The sequence below is a fragment of the Bacteroides sp. LFL-34 genome (assembly GCF_027257075.1).
Lineage (GTDB): Bacteria > Bacteroidota > Bacteroidia > Bacteroidales > Bacteroidaceae > Bacteroides > Bacteroides ovatus.
Genome location: NZ_JAPQKZ010000011.1, coordinates 44,001 through 66,653 on the forward strand (window position 1 = coordinate 44,001; position 22,653 = coordinate 66,653).

Consider the following 22,653-nt stretch of genomic DNA (forward strand, 5'->3'; position numbering starts at 1 on the left):
CGCCGATATATCTATCGACTAAGTTCCCAATCATACTTTACTTTTTCTTATTTTACCTCCTTTTTCTTGTCAGTTATAAAGATAGTGTCTCCACTAACTTTCCATGTATATTGCTTCTCAACGTTGATTTCTCCCAATATATCATTGATACTTTGATTACTATTGAAACATCCGGAAAAGCGTTCCGCTTTCAGACGTTCACTCTCTAAACTGATCTTCACCTGGAATTTGCGCTCCAGACGGTGTGCGATGTCGGCAAACGGAGCATCTTCAAATGTCAGGCCACCATCCAACCAGTCACAGGCAGAACTAGCATTTGATTTCATTTTCTCCATGCGGCCCGTATTCTTATCGTAAAAAGCCTGTTCGCTAGGGAATAGTTTCATTACCGAACCGGACAAAGTGGCTAAATTGACACGACCTTCCAACAAAGATACCATTACATAATTATCGTCATCATAAGCGCGTACATTAAAAACAGTCCCTACCACCTTTACCTGTACACCATTCGTATTTACAAAGAAAGGAATCTTCTCATTTTTCGCCACCTTGAAATATCCTTCGCCATCAAGCGTAACATCACGTTCACGAATACCGAACCCACGGCAATAACGTAACACAGAACCCGCATTCAATGAAACCTCTGTTCCATCCGGAAGCACAATATTCGTCCGCGAACCAGCTGGCACTTTAATTTCATAAGGAAAATCCGCATTCGTATATACTTCCGTAAGATTTTCAGTATAAGTGTACCAGAAGTAATTACAGCCCAACAACAAAATAATTGCAGCAGCTACCTTCAGCCACACAGGAACTATCTTCCGCGAACGGACAGGTTTCATCTCAGCAGCGGCTATTTTTTCTTTTATCTGTGATAAATTAGCATCCTCTACTTTGGCAAATGCAGGCACAGAAGAAACAGCCCATACTGCGGACATCTCCCGGAAAATTTTAGCTGCATCTTCATTGGAAGCCAGATAAGCGAACAGAGCTTCTTTCTCTTCTTCGGTGCAGTTACCGGACAGATAGTTGCTTATCCGGATTTCCAATTCTTCTATATGATAAGAGTCATTCATAAACGTACTTTTTCTATGGGTGTATATAACTAGATACGCAATAAAAAAAGAAACGTTTAAAAGAAAAGCGATTTTTTTTAGAGAAACATCAAAATAGCTATCATATAAGGTGTACCCAGTGATTCGCGTAGCTTAGTCAATGCTATTTTCATCTGTACTCTTACAGTGGTCACATTAATATTCTGCTCCTTGGCAATTTCACTGTATGTCTTACCCTCATACAAACTTGCTTTAAATATGGCACGGCATTTGGCTGGCAATTCCTCCACCTTCTTCATGATGATGGTATTCATTTCGCTATGCTCCAATGCCTGCAAAGGATTATCGGAAGAAAGAATATGATTTTCGAGAAAAGCCCAGATTTCTTCCATCTGTTCCGTCATCTGTTTTTCGTTGAAGTAGGAAGAACGCAGATAACTAATACTTGCGTTTTGAATAGCACGCCGCAAGTACGGAAGAGCCGGGTGAGTGATATGGTGGCGATTCTGCCAAAAAGCGACAAAGACATCATTCACAATCTCCCCTGCCACCCTCTTGTCATGCACATAATAAACAGCTATCGCACACAAATAAAGGTAGTAGGTATGATAGATTTTATCAAATGCTTTTGTATTACCGTGATTTAACTGTTCAATTAGATTTTCAGAGATTTCTGGTAGATTCATTCGTTGTCTTTCTTTAAGGAACGGTGCAAATATAGCGATTAATTCAGAAAAACAAAATTCCAATCAGATAAACCGGAGCCCGGCAATCATTCCTTAACCCTACAATCCCATCGGTATTTTCAACAAATACCAAACGATAAACAGCAATGTCCAGACAACCAGGATGCCTAATGAATATCTCCAAGTATATTTCAGCAATGAACCATACGTAATCTGCTTATCATATTGCCGCATATAGGTAAGCACCAGAGGCATATAGAATAAGAAAGGAGTAATGGCATTCGTCGAACTATCTCCGATACGGAAAGCACATTGTGCTATATCCGGAGCAATTCCCATCTGTGCAAACATCGGGATAAAGATAAAAGACATAAAAGCCCATTTGGAGGTAGCAGATACCATAATCAGATTTATCAATGCCGTAAACAGAATAAACAGAACAAGAGCAGACAAAGGAGCCGGTTCAAACGAAGAAAGCAAGTCAGCCCCCATAATCGCCAGACATTTATCCAGATGGGAATATTCAAAACAGGCAAACATCTGCGCAGCGAAGAAAGCGATAACGAAATACACTCCAAGAAGCTTCATTGGCTGCGTAAGTCCTTCAATCACATCATTGTCAGTGCGATACCGTCCGGAACTGAATCCATAAGCCATTCCCGTAATACCTGCTCCCAAAGAAAGCAAAAACAAAATACCGGCAATAAAAGGCGAATGCATCAAACCACCATTCACACCCCGCAAAATTCCATAAGAAGAAAAAGTAAGCCACAAGATAAGAGCCACATAGATAGCTGCCACAACAATGGAAATCATAATGGCACGCCGCTCTTTACGAGACAGAGGATGGTAAGCCACCACCTTCATACTGCCTTCATACTTACCTAACGTAGGAAGAAGCCATTTTTGAGTAATCCAATACACAATAGCCGTAATGGCCACCGTTGAAGCACTCATAAAAAAGTAATTGCAAAGAGGTTCTGTATTCCCCTGATAACCCGTTTGTGCCAGTGCAGCCTCTTGCGTGGTATGCGCCAACAACGGGTCCATCGTACTCAATACAATATTAGCACTATACCCGCACGCAACGGAAACATAAGCCGTAACAATCCCTGCAATCGGATGAAGCCCCACCCATTGAAACAGCATAGCAGCAATAGGCAATAAAATGATATATCCACCATCACCAATGGCATTCGACAACAAGCCAAGTACAATCACCCACAAGACGATCTTCCTCTTTTCCTGTCGGTTTCCCACCCCCATGCGGATACATGCATCAATAAAACCGGAATGTTGTGCCACTCCCAATCCAAACATAGCAATTATCACCATGCCTAACGGAGCAAAGCCCGTGAAATTCTTAATAGCGTTCCGCAACCACCAACGGATTCCTTCGGGACTCAACAGGCTTTGTACACGGATGTCCTCACCTGTTTGTGGCAATGTCACTTTCAACCCATAGATATCGCATATCCATGAAAGAAAGACCACTGCCATTGTTAGCAGAAGGAACATCGTAGCGGGATGGGGCATACGCCATTTATTCTTCATCATTTTCCGGGATTATTTTTCGTTTGCTTTAGTAACTACTCCTCGTCAGGCTCCAGATTATCCAGATCAATAATACGCAATTCCAATGCACGTACTGCCAACCGGGTAGCATTCACTCCCACCCGTTCACCATTCGGAAAAAGACGTCCGATAAGATCATTCTGCCGTTTCTCCAATGATTTCACACCAAAAGGCATTCCTTTCAGATTGGCAATCATCTCTTTCGTATAACCCAAAGCCAGATGGCGGAGAAAACGTTCATCGTATTCATCAATATCATAACTGATGACAGCCTCCTGACGCTTGGCATCGTTGGCTACAGATTTCTTGAAACGATCTACAATCTTTTCCAGAATCGGATAGTTAAATACCAATTTCTTTCCATCCATCACAGCCTGTACATCTGTTTTCGTCAGTAGCTCACCCGTTTTGAGGATGATTCCATCGGCACCGGCATTCAATACGTCCACCCACAACTTTTCGTTCAGAATCTCACCCGTGAAGATCAATACCCGAACTCCTTTGTAACGTTTGAATATATTCTTGCAAATATCAACACCAATGGTCGTAGAACCTCCTAGTCCTAAGTCCAACAATACCAGATCGGGAAGCTGGGCCTCCATCAACGGCCAAAACTCACTTTCCGTCATTGCCGTGCCGATTACTTCTGCATTCGGTATTTCATGACGGAATATTTCTTCTGTCCCTTTCAACTCCAGTTTTACATCCTCTACAATAATAACTTTAAACTTCTGTTCTTCCATGTTCCTTATCTAATAACTTTTATGTGTTTTCCTTTTATCGGCGCGGAATAGTGAAATAAACCGTAAACCCGCCGCCTTCAGCCGGCTCGGCATTGATACGGCATCCCCTACGTCCCGCAAATTCGTCGTGATCGCGGATAATCTGCTTGCATACCAGATATTCCGTTCCCCTCAACTCCCCTTTTTCACCGGAAGTCATACGTGCCAGATTCGGATAAAATAGTTGATTCAACTCTTCCACACTCTTCTCACGTCTCGTATCCGTAAAGAGGAAACGAATATATTCATTATCCTTGCGCGCTTGCAGACGTATCACTCCATCTTCACGCACAGTCAATGCTTCATCAATCAAATTTTCCAATAGAAAACGCAACTGATTCACGTCTCCTATCACCTTCGCCTCCATCGACTCTATTTCCAATTCTATCCTCTCCGGCCGATTCTTCATCAACTTCTTGAAATATTTTCCGGCAGCATCCAAAAGTTCCTGCACCGGAATCACAGTACGTCGGAAAGTGACTTCCTCCAATTGACGAGAAGCGCACGAACTCAAAATCGTAAAAATTCCCTTATAATATTCGATCAATTCCGTCATAGTCTCCACTGCTTCACGCTCCTCCGTTTCCGAAAGCTTCTGCGTATTCAACCGCCCTACAATCTGTTTGATTTTATTCGGATAATAGATCGTCTCATGTTTAATCGTCGACAGACAGTTGTCAAGTACCATATTCTGAACATGCAACATGCTATCTTCCCAGGAAGCCCGACGTGTTTCTTCATGTGCCGACTCAATATCCCGGTATTTTGTAGCCAGCTTCACCACTGCGTTAAACACGACAATAGCCACATAACGAGCTACCAGTTCAAAAAGCAGTCGATCCGTCTCCTGTTCCGTTCCTTCTCTGCGCTCCAGATAAAGCACACCGACACATTGATGCTCACCCCCTGCTTCCACCATCAGCGGAATTGCCTGAAGATGCTGCTCAGAAAGATATTCTCCGGCACTAAAACACTGCTCTACCATCTCCGGCATTTCCTGTCCGGGACGAGAAGCATATTCCAGCCGATGTGTCGTTTCATTATAAACGGCAATTCCCATCCGGTCAATCGTCAGTAATTCATTTACCGAACCGAATGCTTCATCCACAATCCGCTGCGGAATTTCTTTAAGCGTACTCTCTTCTCGTTGAAGTGCCTCTGCATTTTCCTGTTCCTGCGGTCTCACCAAAGATGCAGCAAACACCTTCTGGTTAATCTCAAGTACCTGTTCGAGATTCAAACGATTCTGCAAACGTTTTCTCATGTACAGAAAATAATATCCAACCAACGAAACAATCAATAAAACAAAGCATAAAATAATTCCTACCGTCTTATTGGTATTCGAACGCTCCAACTGCCGGCAATATGCTTCGAGGGTTTGATCCTCTCCCTGTAACTTATACAAATCTGTAAATGCCGAATTATTATAACTATAAGCATCCAACTGTTTCAAAGCCAGAAAAGCAACTGCCGCCTCATTCCTGATATCCAGAATTACATGATAATCCGAATCAAACAGTTCGTTCCACCAACTGATTTCAGCAGGCGTTCCCTCACCTACCAGCTTCATATACCGATGTGGGCGATCCGGACGCGCATATTTTTCATAATGCTCATTCAGAAAAAGCATCGCAGAATCTATATATTGCAAAGCCAACTCATAATTTTCATCCACATTAGCAAAATAGGCAGCATTCGCATAATCCGACGCTACATCCAGCAAATCCTCATACGCAGAATCCATAACTACTACAATCGAATCGCCATCCTGCAACATGGGAGGAATCGGATCATGCAGACAAGAAACCATCCCCAACGGAAGCAACAAGCAAAGCAACAATACCCCCATTGCTTTACGCACTCCCGAAGGCAAACGAAAATAAAAACGGCTTCCCTTCCCCAGTTCACTCTCCACATCAAAAACGCATCCCCGGAATAAATCATTCGTTTTCTTATACTTCTCAATGATTCCCTTACAATTCATCAATCCGAAACCACTACCTTTGTTTTCTTTCAACACTTCCGGATCGGCTGCATTCTTCATTCCAATCACACGGGAATCATACACCTTCTCACCAATGATATGCGCCACATCCTCTTCGGAAATACCTCTTCCGTTATCCTCCACAGAGATCTCGACATACGCATCCTCCGTAGTACGGGCATACACTTTAATTGTTCCTCCTTCCGGAGTATATTTACGGGCATTTTCCGCCAGCGTATTAATCATAAACAAAGTTAGTGCCCGGTCGGCCTTCACCATAACCGTAGTCGGTTCAATTTCCAACTTCTGATTTTTCATTTCAAAAGCACGTCTTCCCTTGCCTAGCAGCTCAAACAGTTCATTGAGACTGAAAGTTTCAATATTCAGGCTAAGCGTTCCTTGCTTCATCTTAATCCAAAGAGCCAGAATATCGTTGTACTCATTAATCGTAGTTACCAGCTCATCAATGTATTGATACTTCTCTTTCTTAATCTTCGCATTATCAATATACCCCCGCTCCGTCAACTTATGCACTTCGTTCAAGATACGGTCAATATAAGGATTAATACCATTGACAATGGCCAGACAAGCCTTCTTTATAAGATTCTGACGTTTATTTCCCGCAATATGTTGTTCGTAAACATACCGTTGCTTTTCCAACTGCATCCGCTCGTCACTCAACGCTTCCACCATCTGCTCATTGTCCGCAGCCCAAACAATATACGGTTCAAGCACATGCACCAATGCTTTTTCATCACGGTTCAACCGATGCAGAGGAACCAGTGCCGCTTTTCCTTCCTCCGGAATTTCCAGTTGAAGACGTCCTTTCCCAAATAATTGATCGATACCTTGTTGAATTAATGGAACATTCATCGGAATGGACGAAGTTATATCCCGGCAAAGAGTCAGAATCCGTTGCAGACGCTCCACGTCTACCTGATTCCTTATTTTAGACCGTTTATTGAAAAACCACCAAAGAATAACCACCAATACAAGTCCGACAATAACCAAAGAAAGTACAAGCGTCATTTGTCGTGAATCGGCTTCCAATGAAAGATAGCGGCTCTCCAACTCCTTATCCTGACGGGTATAATTTAAAATATCCAAATATATATTCCGGTTGTAATCAGAAGCATACTTCATCCCGAGCCCCGCATACGACACACTCAATTGCTCCCGAATCCTTGAGATCCATTCAGGTACCGTTCTCACATCTTCCTGCATGATCCATGGAACCCCGGTATAAGTCGTATCTCCTTCTACAAAAACATGTAGTTTATCCAATGTATCCGCCGCATGGTGATAATAGAGCATGTGATGTTGATTCACACAATCCAACGCTTTTGCAAGCGTATCCAATGCCTCCGTATAACGTCCGTGCTCATTCATATATTTACCGATAGACACATACGCACCGGCAATCTGATACAAATCATTGTACTCACGAAATTTTTCAAGCGCACGCTGTGCCATTCGCAAAGGCAAAAGCGAATCTACGGGAAACCCAAACTGATCCAGCGCATATCCCCTTCTCGTCCGAAAAAGTTCGAAATTATTAGGTGAAACCATCAGATTAGCCAATCCTTGCAGACCATTTCCTTCGAAATAAGGATGATTAGTCTGAACAGCTGTCCGCCAGGTAATATAAAGTTGGTCGAACTCACGCATTTTCCGGTCTTCCGGCTTGGTTGCTTCCACCAACGAGGCCGAACCTTTAATATAATGATAATAAAGCAACTGATTAGTATCTGTCAAAGCTTCATCTTCCGGAATCCGGTTAAGAGATGTGATGGCCTCCTGCCGTTGCTGCAGATAGTAATAATAAATAGAAGAAACGATGAAAAATTCGGTGAATGCATAATCCAGCCGTAGTGCCTCGTGACGGTCGGCAAACAAATCACTCTCTTCACGAATACGTTTCATGCGCTTGAGCGCACTATTACGATAATCATAAAATTCTTTGTTCATAGCCGTCCGCTGACAGATTTTCATCAGTCCGATGTCGGCAATCAACAGTTCGAGTTCATTTTTAGTCAGTTTATATACTTCCTTATGCAACGCTTCCGCCCGGTCAAAGTCCATAGCCATAAAAGCACAGAACCCCAGGTTGTTGGATGCTTCCGCTTTCCCCGACTTGTAGAAATTCACCTGTCTATAGGCTTCATTGGCATATTTATAAGAAGAATCCAGGCTTCGATAACGATAAGTATACGCTTTCCCGTTTAATGAATCAATCAGGCGCACCTCTTTGGTCGGCACCATATCAGTGCACGAAAAAAAAGAGGCAAACAACACTATACCTATTATATATAAAGGAAAGCGTGAACTCATTTTTGACTATTAACTGTTTTCAGAAAGCAAATCTACAAATATTTCCGATAAGTTGGAGAGAAAAATATTTTTTATACAATAAGTCCTTCTAAATAATAAGAGAAATTCCTACCTTTGCAGGCAAATTAACAAATAGGTAACATCTATTACAAAATGAGCGAAAAAGCACCCTTTATGGTATTCTCGGGAACGAACTCGAGATATCTGGCAGAAAAAATCTGCGCAAGCCTGGATTGTCCTCTGGGAAATATGAACATTACCCATTTTGCCGATGGCGAATTTGCAGTTTCATATGAGGAGTCAATTCGTGGCGCACACGTATTCCTGGTTCAATCCACTTTCCCTAACTCAGACAACCTGATGGAACTTCTCTTGATGATCGATGCTGCAAAACGTGCGTCTGCAAAGAGTATTGTAGCTGTAGTCCCCTATTTCGGATGGGCACGTCAGGATAGAAAAGACAAACCCCGTGTATCTATCGGCGCTAAGTTGGTAGCCGACCTGCTGTCTGTTGCAGGTATCGACCGTCTGATTACGATGGACTTGCATGCAGACCAGATTCAGGGATTCTTCAATATCCCGGTAGATCACCTGTACGCATCAGCAGTATTCCTTCCTTATATCCAGTCATTGCAACTGGAAAATCTGGTTATTGCTACACCGGATGTAGGAGGTTCAAAACGTGCCAGTACTTTCTCCAAATACCTCGGTGTACCATTGGTACTCTGCAACAAATCACGCGAAAAAGCCAATGAAGTAGCATCTATGCAAATCATCGGTGACGTAGAAGGTAAAAACGTCGTACTGATCGACGATATAGTTGACACAGCAGGAACAATCACCAAAGCAGCCAACATTATGCTGGATGCCGGTGCCAAATCAGTACGTGCCATCGCCAGCCACTGCGTAATGTCTGATCCGGCTTCTTTCCGTGTACAAGAGTCCGGTCTGACAGAAATGGTATTTACCGACAGCATCCCTTACGCAAAGAAATGCCCGAAAGTAAAACAGTTGAGTATTGCCGATATGTTTGCTGAAACAATCAAACGAGTGATGAATAACGAATCTATCAGTTCACAATACATCATTTAACAGATGACAAGTGATAAATGATAGTTGAAGTTACTTTCAACAGGAAATTATAAAATGGATAATGACCGCTTTGGGTTATTATCCATTTTTCTTTGTCCATACCAATTATCATTATTCCATCACCTGGTACATATATGCAAAAAAATAGGCCACGCAATGCGCAGCCCACTACCATTTATCATCTATTGAAGTCTTCCGAATTTATAGGTTCCTTTTTTAATCACCTTCCCATCTTTATCTGTTTCCACAAAAGGACCATTTTTCTTTCCTTGTTTGAAAAATCCGTCAAAGCGATTACCATCTTTATCAATTTGTACGCCCTGTCCATCTTCCAATCCGTCAACAAAGCCACCTTTATATTGCATCCCAGCAACGGTTTTCAGAGTACCCTGTCCATTGGGACGGTTGTCTTTCCAATCACCGTCATAAACATCGCCATTGCTCCATTTATAGACTCCTCTGCCATCACGTTTATTGTTTTTCCAGCTTCCTTCGTACACAGCACCATTCGCCCAGGTAAAAGTACCCTTTCCGTCTTGCATGCCATTTTTGAAATTACCTACATACTTGTCGCCGTTAGCATGATAATAAACTCCTTCACCGGTGCGTTCACCTAAGAGATAAGAACCTTCATAACGATCGCCCGTGTGAAAGTAGTAAGTACCTCTTCCGTGTTGAATATCATCCGCCCAGTCACCATCGTATTTATCTCCATTGGTATATTCAAATACCCCTTTTCCGTGACGGACATCATCTTTCCAATCTCCTTCATACTTACAGCCATCGTCCCAGTTCATGATACCTTTGCCGTTCTTCTTATCATTTTTCCAATGACCGGTATATTTGGCTCCATTCGCCCAAGTGTATGTACCTTCGCCTTCACGTTTATCATTCACCCATTTACCTACATACAAATCACCGTTATGATAATACATTGTTCCTTCACCATGCTGATAATCCTGATACCACATACCGTCGTAACGGTTGTTATTCATAAAATAATAGATACCTTTTCCATGCTGCTGATCCTGGAACCACTGTCCTTCGTACTTTTCTCCGTCAGGAAACATATAAATTCCATATCCTTCACGTTTCCCCTTCACATATTCACCTTCAAAGACATCACCGTTTTTAAAGACTGTTTTTCCTTTTCCATTCGGTTTTCGTCCTTTCATTTCTCCTGTATAGACACTGCCATCCTTAAAAGTATAGTTGCCAATCTTTATTTCAGTGGAGAATGTATCTTTAATTTTTCCGAAAAATCCGCCTTTTTTTCCTTCATTTTCTTGTGCCATCACTCCCTCTTGTGCAAGAAGAGCCAATAAAAGTGTAGTATATAGATATTTCCTCATTGGTTTTAGTCGTTACTCATTTTAGAATTACAATTTGGACAAAGATACAATTTCTATCCCAAACAGCCCACTTTCGGAAAGCAATTTATGACAACTTTTTACCTGCAATGACCTCTTTTAATGTCTCTTTGCACAAATAGCGCTGTGCCAAATCTTGTATTTCCATCGGAGTAACCTCATTCACAGCCAGCAGAGAACGTGAAAAGTAGTCATCATCCAGACCGGAAGTAGCTATGAAGATCCACGCATCCGAAAGTGAGAAAGGCGACTCATAACTACGGCACATTTCTCCCAACATATAGTTGCGCACGATAGTCAGTTCTTCCGCCGACACAGGTTCCTGATGCAGGCGGTCTATTTCATGATACACTTCCTGTATCAACGGTTCCACATATTCATTATCCGTTTCTGTCGAGATAGCCAATAGTCCGCTATCCGGATAAAACATGATTCCTGCCGAAATACCATAAGTATATCCCTTCTCTTCACGAATATTAGACATCAGCCGACTGCCGAAATAACCTCCGAATAAAGTCATCAATACCCGAAGTTTCAAATAATCAGGATGATTACGAGTAATGGTCGTATATCCCATCTTCACAGCACTCTGCATGGCGTCTTCACGCTCTGTAAAAATTCTCTTTCCGGGAACAGCAGTAAAAGGAAAACTTAATCTCGACACCTGCTGCTGATGCTGGCCGAAAGAAGTGCCGAATGTATCTGTCACCCGGCTGATAATATCCTCCGTCACCTTACCGGACAAAAAGATAGAGCAATTACCCGAATGATAATACCGTTCATAAAATTCACGGAGCACTTCCGGAGTGATGGCATGATAATCTTCCTCCACCACTATTTTACCACATGGATGCTGTTCACCGTAAAGCGACTGCAACAGACTGCGGTGTGCCAGGAAATCAACTTTGGAAGTATTGACCAGATATTGTTGGATATTGGTATCAAGGATAGTATGCAATTCCTTCTCCGGGAAAAGCGGTTCTTTAATCATAGATTCCACCACCTCCAATGTTTTCGCCAAATACTTATTCAGTGAATAAACAGTGATATATGCATATTCCGACGAACTGGACAATTCGAGCCATGAGCCGTAGTAATCCAGTTTTTCGGCAATGGTGGCAGCCGTATATTTTTTTGTACCTTCACGCAGCATCCGGTTCGTAAACAGAGCTTGCAGTTTCTGCGACTGTTGCCAGCGTCCCCCGGCAAAAAGCACATCTATGCGTACCACTTCCTGTTCACCCGCATTAATAACAGTCAACGGAATACCGTTTGGCAACGTCATTCGAACGGGAGGAAGTATACGAAAATTTTTCAGGGTTTGTATTTCAGGTTGTATCGTACGATCCATAAGATTAGATTCTATTCTTCAAAAATTCTTCTGCCCGTTCCAAGTCTTGCGGGGTATCAATTCCAATAGTTTCCACTTCACTGATACCTACCTTTATTTTGTATCCGTTCTCCAGCCAGCGAAGCTGCTCCAAAGATTCGACCAGTTCCAAAGAAGACTGTGGAAGCATGGTAATCTCTTTCAGCACCTCTGTACGATAAGCATACAATCCGATGTGCTTGTAGTAGGTATGTCCCTTCAACCAGTCCTGTTTCTCGGCATTCCGCTGATAAGGAATGATAGAACGGCTAAAATAAAGTGCATTCCAGTTCTTGTTGACTACCACTTTCGGTGAATTCACGTTTTCCAGTACGGCAAACGGTTCATCAGCAGTAAAAGGCTTCACCAACGTAGCAATCTGCGTGGTTGCATCATCGAAACAAGCCTTTACCGCATCCAGTTGTGAAGGCTGAATAAAAGGTTCATCTCCTTGTATATTCACTACGACGTCAAAATCACCTCCAATCTTGGTACAGGCTTCATAACAACGATCCGTACCACTTTTGTGGTGAACGGAAGTCATCACAACCTTTCCCCCGAACGCCTTAACAGCAGCTTCAATGCGTTCATCATCCGTAGCTACATAAGCGTCATCCAAAACGCCTGCCACTTGTTCGTATACGCGTTGTATGACTGTTTTTCCGCCCAACATAGCCAACGGTTTCGCAGGAAAACGAGTGGATGCATAACGGGCAGGTATAATTCCAAGAAATTTCATCTACTTAATAAATAATGAAGAATGGAAAGCAGATAATGACTGTTGTATATATCCCCTTTGCCAATCCTCCGGTTTTAATATTTTGTTATCATATAAAAGCATGTCAATATCCAGACAAACCTTCTCCTCTTTCTTATCCTCCGGACGACGTCCGGACCTCCGTTCTATATCTTTCAGCGTTTTCCTCACCACCTCTTCATCCTTATCGGAAAAGAACAGAACCACTTGGTTGGAAAACAAGGCCGGATTCTTAAAAAACAAAGGTTTAGTTTCCAGTTCGGGAGCAAAACATATAGAAGAGAACGATTCTGTCAGCTTCTGCCTGGCAAAAGTCAAGTTCTCTTTCCTGTTGTAATTACTCCCTATGCAAACAATATACTTGTGCACTTCTTTAATTGAAAAGATCGTCCAGTCCTCTTTCTTCCACTTCGCCATCAGGAGTTTCCGAACCGGCACACGGGTCAAACCCTTCAGGGAGTTTGAATCTCTCCTGCTGGTCATATCCCAAGGTCGGATCGTCATACACTTTCTTCATATACATTGCCCAGATAGGCAAAGCTGCAGCAGCCCCCTGTCCATAGGTCATTCTACCGAAGTGAATATCACGTTCGTCCCCTCCTACCCAACAACCGGATACCAGTGAAGGAGTGAATCCCATAAACCAGGCATCGGAGTTATCATTGGTCGTTCCTGTTTTTCCACCCATATCAGCGGTAATTCCATATCGACGAACACGTCCACCCGTTCCCTCGTTGATAACGGCACGCAGCATAACCAGCATTTTGTAAGTGCTCGACGCGCTTATCACTTCTTCCATTTGCGGTGCAAAAGTAGAAATGACATTGCCATCACTATCCTCAATGCGGGTAACGAACAATGGAGCCACCCGGATTCCTTTATTGGCAAAAGCTGTGTATGCGCTGACCATTTCACCGACAGAAATTTCACAAGGTCCCAGACAAAGTGAAACCACCGGATCAATTGCTTTATTACGTACACCGAAACTATGGATCAGGCGTACCAAATCATACGGATTCAACTTACCCATCAGATATGCAGAAATCCAGTTATCGGAGTTTGCCAATCCCCATTTCAGAGTTACCATTTCTCCATAACGCTTATCATTTGCATTACGTGGTGTCCAGGGAGTTCCATTCTCATCAATCAAAGTTTGCTCTACGTGGCGTGCCTGATCGCAAGGAGAAAATCCGTTCTCCATTGCCAATGTATATAAATACGGCTTAATAGTAGAACCTACCTGACGACGTCCTACCATCGCCATATCATACTGGAAATATACATAATTCGGTCCGCCCACATAAGCCTTCACGTGTCCGTTTGCCGGATCCATTGACATAAATCCCGTCCGCAAGAAAGATTTGTAGTAGCGGATAGAATCCATCGGTGTCATAATCGTATCTTTATCACCCTTCCAGGAAAAGACAGTCATTTCTTCCGGTGTATCGAACGCCTTACGAATCTGTTGTTCCGAAGCTCCCGCCTCTTTCATGAGGCGATAACGTTCCGTTTGTTTCATTGCTTTCGTCAACAACTCTTCCACTCGTTTTTCCGGTAGTGATCGTGCATACGGAGCATTCTTACTTCCCTCTTTTTCTTTGAAGAATATAGGTTGCAGATAATCACCCAAATGCTCTTTTACAGCATCTTCGGCATACTGCTGCATACGTGAATTGATAGTTGTATAAATCTTCAATCCATCTGTATAGATGTTATAATTTGTACCGTCTTTCTTCTTGTTTTTCGCACACCAGCCATATAACGGGTTAGTTTCCCAAGCGATAGAATCCTCATAGAATTTCTGCATTTGCCAACCACGATAATCACTTCTTACCGGTTTCGGTGCTGTCATGACGCCGCGGAGATATTCACGGAAATAAGTAGCCAGCCCCTCTTTATGGTCAACACGATTGTAAGTCAGTTTCAACGGAAGAGCCTGCAAAGAATCACATTCTGCATCTGTGATATATCCGGCTTTACGCATCTGCTCGAGCACCACATTACGACGGCCACGGGAACGTTCGTTGAAACGAACCGGATTGTAAAGTGACGGATTCTTACACATACCCACCAATGTAGCTGCTTCTTCAATCTTCAAGTCCTTCGGTTCACAGCCAAAATAGGTATATGCAGCAGTTTTGATACCAACAGCATTATTCAGAAAATCAAATTTATTGAGATACATACTCAATATTTCCTCTTTGGTGTAGTAACGTTCAAGTTTCACCGCAATCACCCATTCAATCGGTTTTTGGAAAAGACGTTGAAGTGTATTTCTAGCCACATTTTCCGTAAACAACTGTTTAGCTAGCTGTTGTGACAAGGTACTACCCCCACCTGCATTTTTCTGAAACATCAAACCACGTTTCACAAACGCACGGAACAACGCTTTGGCATCAATACCCGAATGCTCGACAAAACGAACATCTTCCGTTGCAATAAGAGCATTGATAATACTGGGTGACAAATCCTTGTAAGCCGTGTACACCCGGTTTTCCTTGCTGTAAGACCATGTACCAAGCACTTTCTCATCTTCAGAAAAAATCTCTGTTGCAAATTTATAGCTCGGGTTCTCGAGTTCCTCTACAGGAGGCATATAGCCAATCCAACCCTTTGAAATGGAGACAAAGACTATAACAATAGCCAATACTATGACTGCCAAGAATATCCAAAGAGCTTTTATTATTTTTCGAATCATGTTTTTTCTCGCTTAAAATGACGCATTTAATTAAGATGCAAAGGTAGATAAAATCCGCTATTCAGCCAACGAGTTTGATTATAATTTCTATTTTGTTAAAATATAGAGCGATACTCCTAACAAATAGCATGAAACAAAACAAAAAAGAGCATTTTTCAAGAAAGCAACCCTCTTATTATATCTAAACACAAACAGGCGGGAAAAATCCCGCCTGTTATTCATTCATAAATATACCTATTTATAAGATAATCAATTACAAGGTTGCTGCCTGCACACCTACCACTCCGGCAATCGCACCGGCAACAGCAATAATCACTTTCAAAATAATACTCCACGTTTTTTTCATAGACATTTCTCTTTTTTAATTAAACACTAAATGAACACTCTAACCGTCAGCTATTAATCAACAAGACATTAAGCTGCGGGATCCGGTGCCTCTCCGCTACCGCCACCTTCATCTCCGCCACCTTCGCCTTCATCCGGTTTCTCGGGATCTTCCGGAGATACAGTAACGCTAATTTTCTTCAGATATTCATCCAGACTGATCAGATCTAACTTCTCATCTGCACGGGTAGCAGTTTTGGTGACACGCAACTCTTTATTAGCTTGGAAAAAGATACGAACACTATCCACACTCTTAGCATTAATATCCTTCGCCAACTCCGCACCTTTCGAACGGGCAGTCAACATAAACACACCCAAACCTTCGATATTCACAGACTTACCTTCCAACAACTGCTCCTTCATTTTTTCCACAAAATTCTGGATTACACTCTTGATGTCACCGATAGACAGCGAAGAACGATCCTGCATTTTCTGTGCAATATATTTCAGGTTGACGGACTGACCTAAAGTGATCAGATGCGGATAATATCTCTTAGGAGAATTGGGAACACGCGGATCTGTTGGCCGCGTAATGACTTTGTAAATTACACTCATACTACGTTTTTTTAAAGATTTAAATTCAAGTTTATTTATTCACCTTTTGTTGATCAACAATGCAAAGGTGAAACTTTTATTCCGGATAGAAAAGAAAAAAGCCCCTTACAGAGCTATTTTCATTTACCTAAGTATATAATAAACTATAAATCAACAACATAATCAGCATCCTATAATCTTCCAGTCCCCAATCGTACACCGTTCGCTATCAAAACTGACAGCCACCTTTACAACAGGCAATCCACATAAAGCAAAGCGTTCCGGATAATTCTTCAAATCAATTTGCTCCATCGCTTCACCCGCACTTTTATCCAATTTCAGTTCCATCACATACAATGTAGTCTTCGTACGAAGTACTATATCTACCCGTCCACGAGGAGTACGAACTTCCACATCCACATAATACCCCAACAAACTGAATATGATATAAAAGACCTGCTGATAGTGTCCTTCGAACCTTGTATTGTCGCAGTAGGGAATCGTAGACAGAAATTCCTGCAAACGGTGTAAAGCAGCATCCATATCACCATTCTGAATATCATAAAAAAGATAAGCCACCATGGTAGTTGCTTCAGGTGTCTTGTTATTTACATAATAAGGAAGAAGGCTCTCCATAAGTCCCAGCCTTACTTCTTTATTGGGAATATCCAGCGTATAAAGGTCTAGCATCTTATTATAATCCTTAATAGTGATATACCCACTTTGGTACAATAAAGGCACTGCATCAGTCATCGTTTCAGTAGGAGCATCGAAAGCTGAGGACTTTAGTTGTTTACATCCAATTTCGGAAGGTTTCACTCCGAATTTATTCAACATCTTAATCAGATATGTAGGAGTACCGCTACCAAACCAATAAGATCCAAATTTTCCATCAGCAAAAGCATTTAGCAAACTGAAAGGATTATATATATCGGGCGAAGGAGATGTGAAATGATAACCATCATAATTTTCTTTCAGTTTCATCAAAGCCTCTTCAGGTGTTATCTCCAATTTCTTTGCCAATTCTCCCAAATCATCCTTCATTTGCAAACGTATCTCATCTTCACTAATTCCACAGATAGCAGCGTATGGCTCATCCATACTAATATTCTTTATATTATTCAACTCACTAAAAATACTTAGTTGGGAGAATTTGGTAATACCAGTCAAAAATACATATCGCAAATAAGGATCACAAGCTTTTAACGGACTGTAGAAGTTACGCATGATATTACGCAATACATCCAGGTTTTCCCATTCGTGCACCACATCCAGCAGAGGAGCATCATATTCATCAATAAGCACGACCACTTTCTTGCCGGTTTGCTCATAAGCACGTTTTATCAGTCCCATCAAACGCTGATTGGGATTAACCTCCTCCTCCAGCCGTCCATAAATCTGCTCATAACCATATAGTTTCAGATTCAATTCTTGGAGCAACTGTTCACTATCCGCATGTTTGGCAGTACTCATATCGAAGTGAAGTACCGGATATTCCGTCCACTCCTTCTCCAGTTTCTCCATAGCCAATCCATGAAACAGCTCCTTACGTCCGGAAAAATAGCTATGCAGCGTGGAAGTAAGTAATGACTTACCAAAACGTCGTGGACGGCTCAAAAACATATAGCTGGAAGCCGAATGAGTCATCCGGTAAACATATTCCGTTTTATCAATATAGAGGTAATTCCCCTCCCGTATCTTCGAGAATGTCTGTATCCCGATAGGATATAGTCTTTGCAAATCTTCCATATCAACCATATTTTTCACATACTTAAGCATTTATAATCTCCCAGCCCCCAATCGTACACCGTTCGCTATCAAAACTGACAGCCACCTTTACGACAGGCAATCCACATAAAGCAAAGCGTTCCGGATAATTCTTCAAATCAATTTGCTCCATCGCTTCACCCGCACTTTTATCCAGTTTCAGTTCCATCACATACAATGTAGTCTTCGTACGAAGCACTATATCTACCCGTCCACGAGGAGTACGAACTTCCACATCCACATAATACCCCAACAAACTGAATATGATATAAAAGACCTGCTGATAGTGTCCTTCATATTTCGTATTATCGCATTGCGGTATAGTGGACAGGAACGTTTGCAAACGGCGTAATGCAGTATCCATATCCCCATTACGGATATCACGGGAAAGATACGCCACCATTGTCGTGGTTTCCGGAGCTTTACTACCGACATAATGTGGAAGAAGACTTTTCATCAGGCCTATTCTCACTTCCTTATTAGGAATATTCAATGTATACAAGTCTAATTCCTCATCATAATTCTTAATAGTGATATAGCCACTTTGATATAGCAGCGGGATAATACTTGTCATCCTTTCTGTTGGTGCATCAAAATCCTCGACCGAAACCCTATTATTTCCAATTTCGGAAGGTTCCACGCCAAACTTCTTCAACATATTTATCAGATACGTAGGCGTACCGCTACCAAACCAATAAGATCCAAATTTTCCATCTGCAAAAGCATTTAGCAAACTGAAAGGATTATATATATCGGGCGAAGGAGAAGTGAAATGATAACCATCATAATTTTCTTTCAATTTCATCAAAGCCTCTTCAGGTGTTATCCCCAATTTCTTTGCCAATCCTTCCAAATCATCCTTCATTTGCAAACGTATCTCATCTTCACTAATTCCACAGATAACAGCGTATGGCTCATCCATACTAATATTCTTTATATTATTCAACTCACTAAAAATACTTAGTTGTGAGAATTTAGTAATACCAGTCAGAAATACATAACGCAAATAAGGATCACAAGCTTTTAACGGACTGTAGAAGTTACGCATGATGTTACGCAATACATCCAGATTTTCCCGTTCATGTACTACATCAAGCAAAGGAGCATCATATTCATCAATAAGCACAACCACCTTCTTACCTGTTTGCTCATAAGCACGCTTAATAAGATTGACTAAGCGTAGATTGGCATCCCCCTCTACTGTGTTAATAGCAAACGTACGTTCATATTCAGCAAGCATAAAATCAAGAAGACGTTCCAATCCTCCTTTATCCACATGTTTCGCCATACTCATATCGAAGTGAAGTACCGGATATTCCGTCCACTCCTTCTCCAGTTTCTCCATAGCCAATCCGTGAAACAGGTCCTTGCGTCCGGAAAAATAGCTATGCAGCGTAGAAGTAAGTAATGATTTCCCAAAACGTCGTGGACGGCTCAAGAACATATAACTGGAAGCCGAATGAGTCATCCGATAAACATATGCTGTTTTATCAATATAGAGGTAATTCCCCTCCCGTATCTTCGAGAATGTCTGAATCCCGATAGGATATAATCTTTGCAAATCTTCCATATCAATCATATTTTTCACAAAGCTACTAAAAATTATCCATCAGTCATTGCATTACAAAAAAAATATCAACTATCTTCACAGACAGTTGATATTATAGAAATCACATCGGATTTACACCGACATGAGGGCGTTGATCAGGAATACACCGCTGTGTATTTCCTGACCACAAAATGTAGGGATCTTCATGTGTGTAGCATGAAGTTAGGGACCTACACATTCTTCATCTCACTTTTTCTAAAAGTACTTTGAAGCACTCTATTTCTCTTTATTATCGCTAGTTTCTCCATATCCGTAACCATAGCCATATCGTTTACCATAACCATAGTACTTACCATATTTACCATAACCGTAATAATAACCATATTTTCTTTTCTTCAAATCCAAACCATTGATTACAGTACATAGGTTAGGTAACTTATTTCCATCAATAAGTTCATTAATCAAAGTATACTCATTCTTACGAGTATAATCCGCGCGACATACATAAACAGATAAATCAGCCACACGTCCTATCAATAAAGTATCGGTAACCATACCAACAGGAGCTGTATCCAGAATTACATATTCAAAATTCTTCTTAAGAGTCTCAATCGCTTTATCCAATCCATCACGGGCCAACAATTCAGTCGGATTAGGAGGAACTGTTCCACCAGGAAGAATATAGAGATTCTTACTGACATCGGAAAGCTGTACCAAATCCATCAAGTTCTTTTCCGGATTGGCCAAATATTGAGTTATACCTTGTTCTCTTTTTGATATATTGAATACCTTATTCAAACCTGGCTTGCGGATATCAAGACCAACGATTACTACTTTCTTGCCCAATAAAGAAAGACTGATAGCAAGATTACCAGAGATAAAGGATTTACCTTCACCACTGACTGTGGAAGTAACCAAAATCACCTTCTTGTCATTTCCAAGCATAAACTGAAGATTCGTTCGGACATTGCGGAAGGTTTCACTCATCAGGTTGTTTTGATTCTCAAATACAGCAATAGCTCCTTGTTTTTCATCAGTCAATGGGATATCACCGACAATAGGTGCACTGGTAAGTTTCTCTACATCTGCACGACCTTCAATCTTAAATTTAGCTAATTCGAGTAAATAAATAACCCCTACCGGAATTCCAAGACCTAATATCAAAGCGATCAAATAAGTAATCTTACTTCTAGGAGACACAGGAGCATCATCCGCTATAGCGTCATCTATTATCTTTGCATTATTGGCAGTAGCAGCCAAAGTTATAGCATTCTCTTCACGCTTCTGAAGTAACATCAGATAAAGCCCGGCTTTTATCTCCTGTTGACGAGCAATACTCACAAACTCACGTTCCTGTCCAGGCGCCTCACTGATGCGACGGGAATAACGATTCGCTTCACGATCCAGATCCGCTTTTGTGATATACAATCCACGCAACACCCTATCTAAAGAGACTTGTACATTCTCTTTCATTGCACTAATGCTTGTATCCAGATTTATAATAGTAGGATTATTCTCCGTTGATGTACGCAGCAAACGTTTTCTCTCAACAAGCACATCATTATATCGATTGATGGCAGCAGCAAGATTCAAATCCTGCAACCCGATATTACTAGGTAAAACCTCATAACCTTCATTTTGCATATATTTCTGCAAATCCTGCAGCAAATTAATCTGGGTTTGATTCTCCACACGTTTCTTTTCATATTCAGCACTACCCGTCAAAGCTATCTGTGCATCACTGGTTAAATCTGTAATACCCGCTCCACGCTTAAAACTTTCCAGATCCTTTTCCGTACTACCGAGTTCTTTCGAAATAATACTAATACGTTCATTGATAAATTCTGCTGTTTTCTGCGCCACCTCGTTCTTATCATTATTCGTATTGATATTATACATCTCCAACAGCTTATTGATAAAATCCTTGCCGCGCTGTACATTTGAATTTTTCAATGATATGACAGCTACAGAAGTGGTTTTGGAAGTAGGTTCGATAGTCATATTCTTACAACACCATTTCGCTACAGCCAAAGGCCTATTAATTGTTGCTGTAATATTACGTGTAGTCTTTTCCGGATCTGTAATTTCTTCCAATGTCCTTTTAGAAGATAATACCGAGTCCGGCGTCAGGAAAAAAGCCAATGTCCCTTTGCCGGTAGGAAAAACAGCCGGCAATTTTTCGAAATGTTTCTGATATTTATTACCGGCAATCTTCACATTCACATCCATACTTCCCTGTGGTTGCAATGCCATCTCCACAATCATCGGTTCCTCCAACAAATCAGCTTCCTGCGGAGTCAGACTCACTTGTACCGGTGAAGTCTTATACGTGTTTCTGGAAGGGAATTCATCTTCATCCGTATAGGAAATATAAAGCCCCAAATCTTCAACCACCTCTTTAACGATAGTCTTGGAACGGAGAACTTCAATCTCGTTATCAATATTCTGCGAAGAAGAGACCATACCATCCAATCCCAGACTCTCCAACCCGGAAAGCATTCCGGCACTACCACCTTTCTTATCATCCTTTATTAAAACCGTAGCGGAAATATTATATACGGGAGTGGATATATAAAGATAGACCCATGCCGCAATCAAACACGCCACAACCGCACCCACAAACCAAGGCCAGTGGATCAAATACTTAAACAGTAGTTCCTTAACGTCTATATTTTCTTCCTTAGATTCTTGTGCTTCGTTGAAATCTGTTTCTTTCATTG

The 22,653-nt window shown here is 41.5% G+C and carries 16 protein-coding genes; 1 reads left to right on the forward strand and 15 read right to left on the reverse strand.

Annotation, left to right across the window (positions count from 1 at the left end):
- Positions 1–47: 47 nt before the first annotated feature.
- The 5 genes from N5O98_RS08670 to N5O98_RS08690 all read right to left on the reverse strand — a co-directional run bounded on the left by N5O98_RS08670 (position 48) and on the right by N5O98_RS08690 (position 8,413).
- Positions 48–1,076: a FecR domain-containing protein gene (locus tag N5O98_RS08670; protein WP_118161249.1), complete on the reverse strand. Its 1,029-nt coding sequence runs from the start codon at positions 1,074–1,076 to the stop codon at positions 48–50.
- 77 nt (positions 1,077–1,153) lie between these two features.
- Positions 1,154–1,741 carry an RNA polymerase sigma-70 factor gene (locus N5O98_RS08675; protein ID WP_059365507.1) on the reverse strand — a complete coding sequence of 196 codons (588 nt, stop codon included), beginning with the start codon at positions 1,739–1,741 and terminating at the stop codon, positions 1,154–1,156.
- Between the two features lie 99 nt (positions 1,742–1,840).
- Positions 1,841–3,295 (reverse strand): AbgT family transporter, encoded by a 1,455-nt coding sequence (locus N5O98_RS08680; RefSeq protein ID WP_004325842.1) that lies wholly within the window; start codon positions 3,293–3,295, stop codon positions 1,841–1,843.
- A 35-nt stretch (positions 3,296–3,330) separates the two neighbouring features.
- A complete protein-coding gene (locus tag N5O98_RS08685) occupies positions 3,331–4,059 on the reverse strand; it encodes a DUF5932 domain-containing protein (protein WP_004295828.1) in 729 nt (242 codons plus the stop codon).
- Between the two features lie 34 nt (positions 4,060–4,093).
- The gene (locus tag N5O98_RS08690; protein WP_182423458.1) at positions 4,094–8,413 is read right to left on the reverse strand and encodes a DUF5113 domain-containing protein; all 4,320 of its coding nucleotides are present in this window, start codon (positions 8,411–8,413) and stop codon (positions 4,094–4,096) included.
- A gap of 153 nt (positions 8,414–8,566) precedes the next feature.
- Between N5O98_RS08690 and N5O98_RS08695 the strand changes: the two genes are divergently transcribed.
- Positions 8,567–9,505, forward strand: a complete 939-nt coding sequence (locus tag N5O98_RS08695; protein WP_032847337.1) for a ribose-phosphate pyrophosphokinase — start codon at positions 8,567–8,569, stop codon at positions 9,503–9,505.
- A gap of 182 nt (positions 9,506–9,687) precedes the next feature.
- On the opposite strand, the gene N5O98_RS08700 is transcribed toward N5O98_RS08695, so the two are convergent.
- From N5O98_RS08700 to N5O98_RS08745, 10 genes are all read right to left on the reverse strand, one after another.
- Positions 9,688–10,857 (reverse strand): phosphatidylinositol-4-phosphate 5-kinase, encoded by a 1,170-nt coding sequence (locus N5O98_RS08700; RefSeq protein WP_004308900.1) that lies wholly within the window; start codon positions 10,855–10,857, stop codon positions 9,688–9,690.
- An 85-nt stretch (positions 10,858–10,942) separates the two neighbouring features.
- The gene (locus tag N5O98_RS08705; protein ID WP_004308899.1) at positions 10,943–12,226 is read right to left on the reverse strand and encodes a M16 family metallopeptidase; all 1,284 of its coding nucleotides are present in this window, start codon (positions 12,224–12,226) and stop codon (positions 10,943–10,945) included.
- A 4-nt stretch (positions 12,227–12,230) separates the two neighbouring features.
- Positions 12,231–12,983 carry a 3-deoxy-manno-octulosonate cytidylyltransferase gene (gene kdsB / locus N5O98_RS08710; RefSeq protein ID WP_118161250.1) on the reverse strand — a complete coding sequence of 251 codons (753 nt, stop codon included), beginning with the start codon at positions 12,981–12,983 and terminating at the stop codon, positions 12,231–12,233.
- Complete coding sequence (locus tag N5O98_RS08715; RefSeq protein ID WP_004295821.1) at positions 12,984–13,370, reverse strand: 2-amino-4-hydroxy-6-hydroxymethyldihydropteridine diphosphokinase; 387 nt, start codon at positions 13,368–13,370, stop codon at positions 12,984–12,986.
- A gap of 4 nt (positions 13,371–13,374) precedes the next feature.
- The gene (locus tag N5O98_RS08720) at positions 13,375–15,699 is read right to left on the reverse strand and encodes a transglycosylase domain-containing protein (RefSeq protein ID WP_004308897.1); all 2,325 of its coding nucleotides are present in this window, start codon (positions 15,697–15,699) and stop codon (positions 13,375–13,377) included.
- 253 nt (positions 15,700–15,952) lie between these two features.
- Positions 15,953–16,045: a smalltalk protein gene (locus N5O98_RS08725; RefSeq protein ID WP_004295819.1), complete on the reverse strand. Its 93-nt coding sequence runs from the start codon at positions 16,043–16,045 to the stop codon at positions 15,953–15,955.
- Positions 16,046–16,113: 68 nt separating this feature from the next.
- Positions 16,114–16,638 (reverse strand): HU family DNA-binding protein, encoded by a 525-nt coding sequence (locus N5O98_RS08730; RefSeq protein ID WP_004295818.1) that lies wholly within the window; start codon positions 16,636–16,638, stop codon positions 16,114–16,116.
- A gap of 162 nt (positions 16,639–16,800) precedes the next feature.
- Complete coding sequence (locus N5O98_RS08735) at positions 16,801–18,375, reverse strand: ATP-binding protein (RefSeq protein WP_008647997.1); 1,575 nt, start codon at positions 18,373–18,375, stop codon at positions 16,801–16,803.
- Between the two features lie 13 nt (positions 18,376–18,388).
- Complete coding sequence (locus N5O98_RS08740) at positions 18,389–19,954, reverse strand: ATP-binding protein (protein WP_004303423.1); 1,566 nt, start codon at positions 19,952–19,954, stop codon at positions 18,389–18,391.
- 255 nt (positions 19,955–20,209) lie between these two features.
- Positions 20,210–22,651, reverse strand: a complete 2,442-nt coding sequence (locus N5O98_RS08745) for a GumC family protein (RefSeq protein ID WP_004295816.1) — start codon at positions 22,649–22,651, stop codon at positions 20,210–20,212.
- Between the last annotated feature and the right edge of the window lie 2 nt (positions 22,652–22,653).